The sequence below is a fragment of the Noviherbaspirillum agri genome (genome assembly GCF_054780595.1).
Genome location: NZ_BAAGWA010000004.1, coordinates 359,041 through 372,595 on the forward strand (window position 1 = coordinate 359,041; position 13,555 = coordinate 372,595).

Here is a 13,555-nt window from a genome sequence, read left to right on the forward strand (position 1 = left end):
TAGAGAAGGGCAGGTAGGCAGTCGTTCTGGCTTCGAAGCGCTACCAGAAGCCAATCAATCCAATGCGCGTTTCAGGGTTTCCCATGTCGAAGATTATTTATGCGTGCAGTCGCAAGACACCGTTCAATCAGGGAACGGAGAGAAAAGTAACAGAGATATGCAACAGGCTTGTCCCCGATAACCTGTCAATGCCCGTGCCACATAAGGTCGCCGCAAGCGGAAGTCTGGTGTATGGCGTATGCAATGAACGTGGATCCTATATAGAGGGAAACAGTGTTTTGCTGGGGTGTCTTTATGGGGAGGAGAGGGATTGGTCCGTGCCGCGATCGGGCCATCCGGATGGGTCGTATGCGCTCTTTCGCAGCAGCGATGACTGTGTGGAGCTGGTCAGTGATGCCGCCGGTTCCCGGACCATATGGTATTGCTTCGACGACGAGCTCCTTGTCGCGTCCACGTCGCAGAGGGCAATTGTCATGTATCTCGAGCGTTTTGAGTTTGACGAGCGCGTCATCCCCTGGATGCTTTCGACCGGCTCGCTAGGACCGGCATTGTCTTGGGATAAGAGGATAAAACGGTTGCCTCCGGAATCGTCTCTGGTGCTGGACAGGAAGCGTTGGTCAATTTCCGTCATCAGCCAGCCGATATCGTTTGCCGTCAGGCATGAAAGCAGGGTGAGACATAAGGGACTGCTATTAAAGGCAGTTCGCGGAGCGGTGCAGTCAGTACGTCGTTCTGTCGACTTGGACAAGTATGTGCTACCGCTTTCCGGAGGCTACGATAGCAGGGGAATACTGTGCTTCCTTGGCGAGCGCAGGATGCCACAGAATCTGAGGACAATTACTTGGGGCCTAGGTAAGAATCGCAATCGCACCGGCAACGATGCGTCTGTTGCCGAGGCTCTCGCATCCAGGGTTGGAGTCAGACACCGGTACTTCCATACGGATCTCAGCGATGAGCCGGTCGAAAAAGTGATAGACCGTTTTATTCATTGCGGTGAAGGTCGCGTCGACCATTTGTCCGGATACATGGATGGAATGGAGATATGGAGAAGGCTTCTTGAGGAGGAGCAGTGCAGTGGCATTATCCGCGGCGACGAGGGTTTTGGGTGGATTCCGGTCTCTTCGGAACTGACAACGCGGCTTAGTGTAGGGATTGGCCTGTGTAGCGACTATCGCAATCTCGCAAAGATGATGAAAAAATTCAGGCTTCCCGAACAGACGCTTCCTGCTGAGCTTCAACGGAAGAAAGGGGAAACCCTCAATGCCTGGAGGGACCGTCTCTATCATGCCTACAGAATGCCTGTCATTCTCGCGGCCTTGTCCGATATCAAGTTGAGCTACGTTGAAATCATCAATCCCTTGCTCGCGAGATCGGTACTGCGGCGTGTCAGGGAACTCCCGGACGGACTGAGAACGGATAAGGCATTGTTCAAGGAAATCGTCCACGAGATCGCGCCGGATGTACCGTATGCAAATGAAGGCGCCAATGCGAGCCCCGGCAGCATTTTAAGGAAACGGGAGCTTGTACAAATGATGCGGCGGAAAATCCAATCTGATGAAGCAAAACAAATCTTTGACAGCGAGTTCCTGAATTACGTCCTGAGTGGAATGAAGGAAGAAGGTAATCCGACCGCGAGCGACGAGAAGCGGCCCGGAAGCAAGATGAAGTCTTTTATTCCACGCTCGCTGAAAAACCGGATTCGAGATCTACTGTTGAAGCCGAGCCTGGACGGCAATGTCTTGGCTTTCCGTGTTTTCCTCTTGCTGAAGATGGTCGAAGTCATGCAGGCGGATTGCTCAGGACAAGCGGATGAAGACGCTTCGCCCGCGCAGAAAATCGCCGTCATGTACTGATGCGAGATTTACTTCTAAGCGCCCAGTCGTCCTGTAGTGGTGATGCCAAATCCATTCTTTCCGGGACAATTCAATTGAGGTAGCGATCTTCTACAGGCAATCCGTTATGAACCGCAAAATCATTATCTCCGTCAATGCAGCCTGGAATCTCTACAATTTTCGTTCCGGCCTGATCAAGGCACTTGTCAATGGTGGTTACGATGTCGTCGCGGTGGCTCCGCGCGACGAATATGCTGCGCGACTGAAAAGCTTCGGATGTCGTTTCATGCATATCCCCATGGACAGCAACGGTACTCATCCGGGACGCGACCTGCAGTTGCTGATACGGTATGTTCGCTTGCTACGGGCGGAGAGACCGCTTGCCTATCTCGGTTATACGGTGAAACCAAATGTGTATGGTTCCATGGCGGCACACTTCCTCGGCATCCCGGTCATTAATAACATTGCCGGCCTTGGAACGGCTTTTATTAATAGCAGTATGCTGACGCGTATCGTGCGGGGGCTTTATCGCATTGCGCTGCATGGATCGCGTCGTGTTTTTTTTCAGAATGCAGATGACCAGGCTTTGTTCACTTCGACCGGGCTGGTGCGACCGGAACGTACGGACAGGCTTCCTGGGTCGGGAATGGATCTCGCGCGCTTTCAGCCGGAAGCGCCTCGGTCTCTGCAAGACCGGTCCTTCGTCTATCTGCTTGTCTCAAGGATGCTCAAGGACAAAGGTGTGGAAGAGTTTATGGAAGCAGCGCGGCTCGTCCGGCGGCGGATACCTTCGGTGCAGTTTCATCTCCTCGGTTTTGTGGATGAGGCCAATCCGAACTCCATTCCCATGGAGAGGATCCGGGACTGGGAGGCGAAAGGAGTCGCGAGCTATCTTGGAAAGACGGACGATGTCCGGCCATACTTGGAAAACGCGGATTGTGTGGTCCTTCCTTCCTACCGTGAGGGCGTGCCGCGTTCGCTTCTGGAGGCAGCGGCGATGGCCCGACCTATTATCGCAACCGATGTGACTGGATGCCGCGACATCGTGGAGGACAATGTAAACGGCCTGCTCTGCAGGGTTAAGGATCCTGAAGATCTCGCTGCAAAAATGATCAGGATGTTCCAGTTCTCGCCAGAAGAGAGACTTGCGATGGGCTGGGCTGGACGCAGAAAGGTGGAGCGTGAATTCGATGAGAAAACGGTAATTCAAAAATACCTGGATGCGCTCGCTGGCATTGAGAGAGAAAATAGCGGGCTTCAGCTAAACCCCACCGGCGGGGTCGCTATTCAAGGCAAGGCAATGCGGAAGCCATAAACCGCGTAGAGAATTCGAGAAAGAGGTGATGTGTGATTCTGATAACGGGCGGCGCCGGCTTCATTGGCGGTAACTTTGTTCTGGACTGGCTGGCTGCGCACGACGAGCCGGTCGTTAATCTCGATAAGTTGACCTATGCGGGCAACCTCGACACGCTCTCCAGTATCAAGGACGATAAGCGTCACGTATTTGTGCGTGGCGATATTGCTGACAAGACTCTGGTCGGTGTACTGCTCGCCAAACATCGGCCACGTGCAGTCATTAATTTTGCCGCGGAATCCCACGTGGATCGCTCGATACATGGGCCCGGCGACTTTATCCAGACAAACGTGGTAGGCACATTCAATCTGCTTGAAGCGGTCAGGGCTTATTGGGCCGTTCTACCCGATGCGGAGCGCGACACTTTTCGATTCCTGCATGTGTCGACGGATGAGGTCTATGGCACGCTCGGCCCGGATGACCCGGCGTTTTCCGAAACGACGCCGTACCAGCCGAACAGCCCTTATAGCGCAAGCAAAGCTGCTAGTGACCATCTGGTGCGGGCCTGGCATCACACGTATGGACTTCCGGTCATTACGACGAATTGCAGCAACAACTACGGCCCTTACCATTTTCCGGAGAAGCTCATCCCGCTCTGCATCCTGAATGCGTTATCCGGCAAGCCGTTGCCTATCTACGGGGATGGGAAACAAGTCCGGGACTGGCTGTATGTGAAAGACCATTGCAGTGCCGTACGAAGAGTCCTGGAGGCGGGCGTGGTCGGGCAGACCTACAATGTCGGCGGGCGTAACGAGAAGACAAACCTGGAAGTCGTACATACGATTTGCATGATTCTGGACGAGATCAAGCCGCGTGCCGACGGGCAGTCCTATGCAACACAGATCGCCTTCGTGCAGGACCGCCCGGGACATGACCGACGCTATGCCATCGATGCCTCCCGGATCGAGCGCGAGCTGGGTTGGCTGCCAGCAGAAACGTTCGATTCTGGCATTCGCAAGACGGTTTCATGGTTTCTTGAAAATATGCCATGGATCGAGAATGTGATCAGTGGTGCATATCGCGAATGGATACGGACGCAGTACGGGACTTGATCCTGCACTAGCTCGTTCACTTCGTCGTGCCAATCTCTTCTTGCAGACTTCCTGAAACACCTGCATCGCGGAATGACAATCACTGTCTTCCGCATGCAGTCATCGCAAACCGGTAAAGCGTCTGCTTTGCCTCAAAACGATTTTAGAAAAGCTTTCTAGAATCGCTAGTCAGAATCTGATCCTTATAACGAAGGTAATAAGCCGGAACAAGAGGTGCACAGCGCCGACACTGTCCGACACTGGGGAGGCATCTTGAACCCGGATGTGCGCTTTTATTAACGCACTTCATCGCCTCCCTATGAGGCATCAGTCTTTCCACTACCTGCATAGACATGACTAACACGACGAGTTTTCAACGCAAGGGCATCATTCTGGCAGGAGGTTCCGGCACGCGCTTGTATCCAGTCACTCGCGCCGTGTCGAAGCAGCTGATGCCGGTATATGACAAGCCGATGGTCTACTATCCGCTGACGACCCTGATGTTGGCGGGTATCCGGGAGATTTTGCTCATTTCTACGCCTGAGGATACTCCTCGTTTCCGGGAGCTGTTAGGCGACGGCAGCCAGTGGGGATTGGATATCCAGTATGCGGTCCAGCCCCGTCCGGATGGGTTGGCGCAGGCCTTCATTATCGGAAGGGATTTCATCGGTGGTAAACCAAGCGCACTGGTGCTTGGCGATAACATTTTTTACGGCCATGAACTGGCGAGCAAATTGCGCAGGGCCAGTGGGCAGCCTCAGGGTGCGAGCATCTTTGCGTATCACGTGCATGATCCAGAACGCTACGGCGTAGTGAGCTTCGACGCTGATTTTCGTGCTTTGTCGATCGACGAAAAGCCACGTGAACCCCGCTCCAACTATGCAGTCACCGGTTTGTATTTTTATGATGAGCGCGTATGCGATATCGCAGCCACTATTCGTCCTTCAGCGCGTGGGGAACTGGAAATCACCACTATTAACAAGTGTTACCTGGAGATGGATGCTTTAAACGTGGAGATTCTAGGCCGAGGGATAGCGTGGCTCGACACAGGGACACATGACTCCCTGCTGGAGGCTGGACAGTTTATTGCGACGTTACAGAAGCGCCAGGGATTGATGGTCGCCTGCCCTGAAGAGATCGCATATCGTCAGAAGTGGATTACGGCAGAGCATGTCGAGCGACTTGCCGACCCAATGACGAAGAATGGATATGGGGAGTATTTGCTCGGCATCCTGCGGCAGTTGGAGCAGTCTCCGGACCGGATTGATCTTCGCCAGAAGAGAAGCGTAGCGGATGAAGATTAAGCAGGCCGGATGCCAATGTCTAAGAAGATTGAATCGATTTATTCATGCTCACTGACAGGCTGTAAGAAAAGATCTATTGAAGGTAAACGTGGAGGGGTGGCCGAGTGGTTAAAGGCAACAGACTGTAAATCTGTCCTCTTAGAGTTCGCTGGTTCGAATCCAGCTCCCTCCACCAAAATGCACTGCTGATGGAAAGCGATTTGCCATGAGATTGCGGTGCGGATCGGTAAAGGCGCTGAAGCATTGTTGGGTGGCTTGCCTCTGCCTTGCAGGGGGCATATTCGTCAATGGACTTACTTTTCAGGATACAAGTATGGGAAAAAAAATCGGAATGATGCAGCCGTACCTGTTTCCCTATCTGGGGTACTTTCAACTGATTGCAGCAGTTGATGTGTTTGTCCTCGGCGACGATCTGCAGTATGTCAAAGAGTCATGGATCAACAGAAACAGAATTCTCATGAACGGAAAGGATAAGCTGATTACCTTTCCGTTGAAGAAAGGTGCTCATCTCTCGAAAATCAACGAACGGGCTTTGAGTGACGACTACCAATCGGAAATGCAAAGGTTGTTGAGGGTGCTATATGCTGCTTACGCGAAGGCCCCCTATTACAAAAAGGTGAATCCTCTGTTGGAAGAAATTTTCATGCATAGGGAGACGAATCTTGCAAAGTACGCCGAGAATTCGATCAGAAAACTATGTGCCTATATGAGCATCGCGACCCCGATATTGATCGCGTCTGACCTCGAGATTAACGATGTCAGCGATAAGCAGGATCGAGTGATCAGAACGGCCAAGAAACTTGATGGCCAAACCTATATCAACTTTGTGGGTGGGATGCAGCTCTACGATTTCGACCGCTTCGAGGCGCACGGAATGGAGCTCAAGTTCCACAAGATCGGTGACGTCAGCTACCCGCAATTCCGAAACGAGTTTGTTCCTTTACTGTCAATCATCGATGTGCTGATGTTCAATGATATTCATGAAGTTCGGAAAAAACTAAATTGTTACTCTCTGCTTGGAAGGCCAGCGGATCAGAAGCCGTATTGTCGGCAACCCGAAGGACGTGGCACTGCTACGAATTGGACAGTAGCGACAACCGCTTGAGTGTTCTCGTTTTTACATTGTTATCCTGGTTGTGTGTGCAACAAAATTCGTGCACGAGGCTGAGTCGGTGGTGATAGCGCACCACACCTTTTTGTCTGATCGACTTACAGAAAGACGCTCCTATTTTGGCGGTTGTTTCCTTATGCGAGATGCTGTTTTATCGGAGTGTCCGCCTTTGCAGCATTCCTTGTACCGATAAACACCCAAATCCCAGGGAGTTGTGCGGATGGCGCCGTCCCGATCGCGAGAAATGTCGATGTCGTCTCCATCAAAGCCCTTGAATGATATGGGGGTACCGGCGCTGATAGCCGGACTTCCCGATTGAAGGCGCCAGTCGGACGTTCGGTTTACCAGCAGCGGATCTCCGGCAACGGGGTTCTTCTGATGTGGAACGTCTTTGCAATCGTGGAAGTTGTTGTGGTCCACGCTTAGTGCGCCGGTGTAGTTGCCGTTCCAGCCGCGGCGGCTTTTGGCCGGCCTTCCGTCACAGATAACGATATTGTTTTTGAAGGTCGGGTTGTGCACTGGTGCCTGTGGCCCCGAGTTATGTCCACCGATCTGCATCGATATCTGTCCGCCGACCACTATGTTGTTGAAGAACGCGCTGTCTTTGGCTCCCTGTAGAATCAAGCCAACCATATCTGCACCGCTCTCATTGATGACTACATTGTTGTAGGCGACGGAGTTGTAGGCTTCAATATTCGTTTCGGTATCGAAGTGGCAGTCATCGCAGGAATAGCCTCCGATGTAGATTGCCTGACCCTTGGCAGATTTGTTCCGAATAATATTCCCGTAGATTTGCGCATTGCGAACGCCGCCCTTGGCGAGGATGGATGCACCATATTTGTTCTGCCCGAAGATCAGGTTGTTTCGGATGATCGAGTTGCGAGTGTTTAGGATAACGACCGCCTGACCGATTTCGGAATTCTGGATGATCGAATAATCCTGGTTGGATTTAACGCCATCAGCGCGCTCGGGGCCGGCGTCAACCTTGATACCGTCAGCGACGAAGCCGACATGTCCGGTGTTGGGATTGGACGGATTGGGCACCGTTGCTTCCCATGCGCGGATAGCAGCATTAGCTGAAGTGAAGATGGGGCAGGTGATGTTTCTGGGCGAAACCGAGAAGCGAATATCCTTGACCGTGATGTAGCTGGCCTTGATGCTGAATGCTGGGTTGCATCCTGAAGTGGAAGCAACAACAGCCTTCCACTTGTTCTTCGCCCTGAAGGTGATTGGCTTGTCTGCGGTGCCTGAACGGTGGAAAGTGATGGAGGGTTCTTCGTAAATGCCGTCAAGGAGAATAACAGTCGCACCTGCAGAAGTGGTGTCAGCTGCTTTCTGGATACTCCTCCATGGGGCACGAGCCGTGCCGGCATTGGCGTCGTTGCCATTGGGTGATATGTAGTACACCGGACTAGTCGGCCCCGGATGCGAGCGTGACACTGCGAACGCAATACTTGGCATCAGACCAAGCATTGGTACAAATACCATGCATGCCACTCGACCTATTAAGAGAACGGACCTCACTATTGACTATTGCAATGGAAACGGCAATACCACAGAGGCCCGTGAAATGATTGAAGCATGTTCTTTTCCGATGTTCGTGCTTGCGCTTAGAGATGAACCAGTGCGTTACATCCTGAGCTGGAAGGTTTTATTTACCAACGCATTTAATCATCTTGGTTGAACGGTATCTATCCATAAACGCCTGACTATCGATATGGATCAATTGCCCACGTACGTGTTACGACTCGCACGACATGGATAGGGAGGGAGGAGAGTTTCTCCCCATCCCTCCTGACGAGGAGGGGCGGGGGAGAATCCGTCATGGACGGAGGAGGAGGGGGTTACTGGTTATAGACGCCCAGGTCCCACGGAGCGGAACGAACAGCGCCGTTCTTGTCGCGCGAGACATCGATGGTTTCGCCACCGTACCCCTGGATGGAAGTCGGCGCACCGGTGTTAAGCGCAGGGCTGCCGCTTTGCAGGCGCCAGTCCGAAGTGCGATTCACGAAGAGCGGATCGCCGTTAATCGGATGGGCTTGTGCGAGCGTGCCGGAGCAGTTGTAGAAGTTGTTGTAATCCACAGTGAGCGTGCCGGTGTAATTGCCGGCCCAGCCGCGCGGGCTCTGAACAGGATCGCCGCTGGTGCAGATGACGATATTGTTCTTGAAGGTCGGGTTGTGCACCGATGCCTGCGGTCCGGTGTTGTGCCCGCCAAGCTGCATCGACAGCTGTCCGCCGATGACGACGTTGTTGAAGAACGCGCTGTCTTTGGCCCCCTGGAATACCAGGCCCACCATGTCGACGCCGCTTTCATTGATGACGACATTGTTGTAGGCCACCGAGTTGTAGGCTTCAACTTTGGCGCTGGTATCGTAGAAGCAGGCATCGCAGGAATAGCCGCCGAGATAAATGGCCTGACCATTGGTGGCCTTGTTGCGGATGACGTTGCCGTAGATCTGGGCATTGCGCACGCCGCCCTTGGCCACAATGGAAATGCCATAGCGGTTCTGGCCGAAGATCAGGTTGTTGCGGACGATCGAATTCTTGTTGTTGAGCAGATTGACGTCGTTGCCGATTTCCGAATTCTGGATGATCGAATAATCCTGATTGGACTTGACCCCCACGTCGCGACCGGCGATGGCGTCGACATAAATGCCGTCAGCGACGAAGCCGACATGTCCGGTGCTGGGATTGGACGGATTGGGCACCGTTGCTTCCCATGCGCGGATAGAGACGTTGGCAGAGGAGAAGGTCGAGCACTTGACGTTCTTCGGCGAGAGCGTAAAGCGAAGGTCCTTGACCCGGATATGGCTGGCCTTGATGCTGAATGCCGGGTTGCATCCGGAAGTGGACGCGACGACGGCCTTCCACTTGTTCTGCGCCTTGAAGGTGATGGGGTTGTCAGCGGTGCCGGAGCGGCGGAAGCTGATGGAGGGTTCTTCATAAGTGCCGTCGAGGAGGATGACGGTGGCGCCGGCGGAGACAGTGCTGGCCGCCTTCTGGATGGTACGCCATGGCGCAGTGGCCGAGCCAGCATTGGCATCGTTGCCATTAGGTGAAATGTAGTACACCGGACCCGTCGGCGCTGGCTCGGGTTCGGAGGCAGAAGGTTGGGTTGGCGAAGGTTGTGCAGAGGATGATGGCGACAACACGGCATTGCTATCCTGATGCGACTGAACAGCATCTGTGACTCCCGCATTAGAAGGTACCGACGTCTCTTCGCCGCCGGATCCACCCCCACCACCGCATGCGGCGAGCAATACAGCTGCACATGCAAAAGAAATTCTCGAAACTGCCGTGCGCTGAAAATCTGTTATTGCCAATTTGCACTCCTATTAAATCTATTCAAACGATGCCCGTGGGCAAGAGTTTCTTAGGAGCAGCATTTACAGGCATTGGTTCCTGCAAAATTGCAGTCGGGGAAAAGTTTTTTGCGAAGGCTTTGCGAAGGCTTTATAAGAAAGGAAGCCTTTCTTCTCACTCGTTATGAAATACGCATGCATGCAGATATGAATGCGGAAATTAAAGGGCCGGTATGCGAACCGGCCTTCATTAAAGCTAAGAGCTCCCCATCCCTCTGAGGGGAGGGATGGGGAAGAATCCGTCATGGACGGAGGAGGAGGGGGTTACTGGTTATAGACGCCCAGGTCCCACGGAGCGGAACGAACAGCGCCGTTCTTGTCGCGCGAGACATCGATGGTTTCGCCACCGTACCCCTGGATGGAAGTCGGCGCACCGGTGTTAAGCGCAGGGCTGCCGCTTTGCAGGCGCCAGTCCGAAGTGCGATTCACGAAGAGCGGATCGCCGTTAATCGGATGGGCTTGTGCGAGCGTGCCGGAGCAGTTGTAGAAGTTGTTGTAATCCACAGTGAGCGTGCCGGTGTAATTGCCGGCCCAGCCGCGCGGGCTCTGAACAGGATCGCCGCTGGTGCAGATGACGATATTGTTCTTGAAGGTCGGGTTGTGCACCGATGCCTGCGGTCCGGTGTTGTGCCCGCCAAGCTGCATCGACAGCTGTCCGCCGATGACGACGTTGTTGAAGAACGCGCTGTCTTTGGCCCCCTGGAATACCAGGCCCACCATGTCGACGCCGCTTTCATTGATGACGACATTGTTGTAGGCCACCGAGTTGTAGGCTTCAACTTTGGCGCTGGTATCGTAGAAGCAGGCATCGCAGGAATAGCCGCCGAGATAAATGGCCTGACCATTGGTGGCCTTGTTGCGGATGACGTTGCCGTAGATCTGGGCATTGCGCACGCCGCCCTTGGCCACAATGGAAATGCCATAGCGGTTCTGGCCGAAGATCAGGTTGTTGCGGACGATCGAATTCTTGTTGTTGAGCAGATTGACGTCGTTGCCGATTTCCGAATTCTGGATGATCGAATAATCCTGATTGGACTTGACCCCCACGTCGCGACCGGCGATGGCGTCGACATAAATGCCGTCAGCGACGAAGCCGACATGTCCGGTGCTGGGATTGGACGGATTGGGCACCGTTGCTTCCCATGCGCGGATAGAGACGTTGGCAGAGGAGAAGGTCGAGCACTTGACGTTCTTCGGCGAGAGCGTAAAGCGAAGGTCCTTGACCCGGATATGGCTGGCCTTGATGCTGAATGCCGGGTTGCATCCGGAAGTGGACGCGACGACGGCCTTCCACTTGTTCTGCGCCTTGAAGGTGATGGGGTTGTCAGCGGTGCCGGAGCGGCGGAAGCTGATGGAGGGTTCTTCATAAGTGCCGTCGAGGAGGATGACGGTGGCGCCGGCGGAGACAGTGCTGGCCGCCTTCTGGATGGTACGCCATGGCGCAGTGGCCGTGCCCGCATTGGCATCGTTGCCATTGGGTGAAATGTAGTACACCGGACCCGTCGGCGCTGGCTCGGGACCAGGTGCAGGTGCAGGAGCAGGAGCAGGAGCAGGAGCAGGAGCAGGAGCAGGAGCAGGAGCAGGTGTAGGAGCAGGTGCAGGTGCAGGTGCAGGAGCAGGAGCAGGAGCAGGTGCAGGTGCAGGTGCAGGTGCAGGTGCAGGTGCAGGTGCAGGTGCAGAAACTGCAACCAGCGTTTGGCTGATGACTGCCGAGATGTTCGACGGCGGATCTGTTTTGGTAATCAAATTGATTCCGGCAGGAGATCCTAGGTCGGTGCGGGCAACCGTCACACTCGCCACTCCAGTGCCCACTGAATAGCTAACACGTTTAACCGGCGTCCATGCCCAATTGCTTCCGCCAGTACCTGAGTAACGATAAAGGTTGCCGTTTTCGATCAGGAAGTTCGCGCCAATGTCCCCATATCGATAACCGCTTGATGAATTACGGTCTGTGTCCAAGAAGACGCGCACCCAGGATGGCGTACCCGAATACGGGATCTTGTAATAAACGTTCGTCGCATCGTTGGTCGCGGTGGGGGTTGCGACTGTAAATGTTTGGGTGATCGTTGGCGATGTGAGCAGCGGAGGATCGGTACGGGAGATGAGGTCAATGCCTGCAGGCGAACCCAAATCAGTGCGGGCAGCGGTAATGCTGGCAATTCCACTGCTCTTCGTAAAACCAACTTGCTTCACGAGCGTCCATGCCCAGTTTGTGCCTCCGGTGCCGGAATAGCGATAGAGCTTGCCGTTCTCGATCAAATGGTTGACACCAATGGTCCCGAATCGATATCCGGTCGTGGCGTTTCGGTCCGTGTCGAGATATACGCGTATCCATGTTGTCGTGCTTGAGTAAGGCACGCGATAGTACACATTGGTTGCATCATAGGACGCCTGTGTGCTGGCTGTTTGTGCGAGCACGCTGGGCGCGATGCAAATGCCAGCGGCGAGCATGACTGCATACGAGTGGCGCAGGCGGAATTTAGGAGGGTTTACGGATAACCGTTGCATGGTTATGTGCCTTTCAGAAGTTTTGGGCATGACTGTCCCCTCGCCTCGAACGAGAGGCGATGACAATCAGTGCCGATTGCGAGAAATCGAAGAAGAGCTGTGGCCGTTAGGCCGAGTACTGAGAAAAGGGCGGATGGTGCTGAGGGTCGGGACAGCTCACACTAAACTGGGGCCGTCGCAGAGCCGCGCGGTTTGCCCGAACGGGAAACCGGGCCGTCGCTAGGTGGCTGCAGGCAGTGAAGTCAATGTGGAGGTTGATATGGCCCCGGATGATACTGACCTTGCATCGCGACCGGCGGAAGCAATGCAACGTCAGTACATACGAAACAACTTCTTTTCCGGATTGCTTACTGAATGCGATCGCCCAGCGCCATGGAGCCGGAACAGTAAGCCGGAAGGGGTCTAAAACCATCATTACACCGAATCACTCGTCTGGCAGAGACCTTTCTGTACCGATGAGGGGATGCTCAAAAACGCTCATCAGGCTTTAAAGGCTCGCAGACAAGGAAAAAACAATCTGTGATAACTAAATAAGCAGCAGGACGACGTTGGAATGCATTAAACGAGGTTGACTACTGCTTTCTTAAAATGCGAGCTCAAAAGCGTCTTCCATTCGGAGATCACCGGAGGGAATGACGCTTGCTTTCCTGCTTTCGAAGGTTTATTGGAAGAAGACCTTCTGTCTGCCTTGGCCAATGAAGCGATCCTTTTCCTTAGGCTGACTGTGATACTTAGTGGGGGGCGGTATCGCTGATTGGCGGTTGCGTTGATGCCGGGCGTGCCTTTTCTTCATCATCCTTGATGCCATCCTTGAAGCCCTTTACCGCTTTCCCGAGGTCGGCGCCAACGCTGCCAAGCTTTTTCGTACCAAAAACCAGCATCACAACCACCAAGACGATTAGCCAGTGCCAAACGCTAAACGAACCCATAACTTTCTCCTAACAACCGGACACGGCGCCCGGTTTAAAACAGATACTTTCGCTAAGTAAAGCGCAGTAGACGTAGGTTTAGTCAATGTTCGCAGGAAATAGTTTCCTGAAAGATTCATTT

9 protein-coding genes and 1 tRNA gene are annotated in these 13,555 nt (G+C 53.8%); 6 read left to right on the top strand and 4 right to left on the bottom strand.

All coding sequences use genetic code 11. From position 1 onward, the window contains the following. Nucleotides 1-83: 83 nt before the first annotated feature. From ACYVIA_RS09825 to ACYVIA_RS09850, 6 genes are all read left to right on the top strand, one after another. Entirely contained in the window at nt 84-1,853 is a 1,770-nt protein-coding gene (locus ACYVIA_RS09825) for an asparagine synthase-related protein (protein WP_460840275.1), read from the top strand. A gap of 106 nt (nt 1,854-1,959) precedes the next feature. Further along, nucleotides 1,960-3,147, top strand: a complete 1,188-nt coding sequence (locus tag ACYVIA_RS09830) for a glycosyltransferase family 4 protein (protein ID WP_460840277.1) — start codon at nt 1,960-1,962, stop codon at nt 3,145-3,147. Between the two features lie 32 nt (nt 3,148-3,179). Beyond that, a complete protein-coding gene (gene rfbB / locus ACYVIA_RS09835) occupies nt 3,180-4,238 on the top strand; it encodes a dTDP-glucose 4,6-dehydratase (protein WP_460840280.1) in 1,059 nt (352 codons plus the stop codon). A 332-nt stretch (nt 4,239-4,570) separates the two neighbouring features. Further along, nucleotides 4,571-5,521, top strand: coding sequence for a glucose-1-phosphate thymidylyltransferase RfbA (gene rfbA, locus ACYVIA_RS09840; RefSeq protein ID WP_460840282.1), 951 nt, complete (start codon nt 4,571-4,573; stop codon nt 5,519-5,521). A 90-nt stretch (nt 5,522-5,611) separates the two neighbouring features. After that, nucleotides 5,612-5,696: transfer RNA gene (locus ACYVIA_RS09845), tRNA-Tyr, on the top strand. 138 nt (nt 5,697-5,834) lie between these two features. Continuing rightward, on the top strand, nt 5,835-6,626 hold the full coding sequence (locus ACYVIA_RS09850; RefSeq protein WP_460840283.1) for a WbqC family protein: 792 nt from the start codon (nt 5,835-5,837) through the stop codon (nt 6,624-6,626). Nucleotides 6,627-6,746: 120 nt separating this feature from the next. Here the strand turns inward: ACYVIA_RS09850 and ACYVIA_RS09855 are convergent, their stop codons facing one another. The 4 genes from ACYVIA_RS09855 to tatA all read right to left on the bottom strand — a co-directional run bounded on the left by ACYVIA_RS09855 (nt 6,747) and on the right by tatA (nt 13,434). Continuing rightward, the gene (locus tag ACYVIA_RS09855; protein ID WP_460840285.1) at nt 6,747-8,120 is read right to left on the bottom strand and encodes a chondroitinase-B domain-containing protein; all 1,374 of its coding nucleotides are present in this window, start codon (nt 8,118-8,120) and stop codon (nt 6,747-6,749) included. Between the two features lie 356 nt (nt 8,121-8,476). Next, nucleotides 8,477-9,706: a chondroitinase-B domain-containing protein gene (locus tag ACYVIA_RS09860; protein ID WP_460840287.1), complete on the bottom strand. Its 1,230-nt coding sequence runs from the start codon at nt 9,704-9,706 to the stop codon at nt 8,477-8,479. A 555-nt stretch (nt 9,707-10,261) separates the two neighbouring features. Next, complete coding sequence (locus tag ACYVIA_RS09865) at nt 10,262-12,505, bottom strand: chondroitinase-B domain-containing protein (RefSeq protein ID WP_460840289.1); 2,244 nt, start codon at nt 12,503-12,505, stop codon at nt 10,262-10,264. A 731-nt stretch (nt 12,506-13,236) separates the two neighbouring features. Then, nucleotides 13,237-13,434 carry a Sec-independent protein translocase subunit TatA gene (gene tatA, locus ACYVIA_RS09870; protein WP_460840291.1) on the bottom strand — a complete coding sequence of 66 codons (198 nt, stop codon included), beginning with the start codon at nt 13,432-13,434 and terminating at the stop codon, nt 13,237-13,239. Nucleotides 13,435-13,555: the final 121 nt, after the last annotated feature.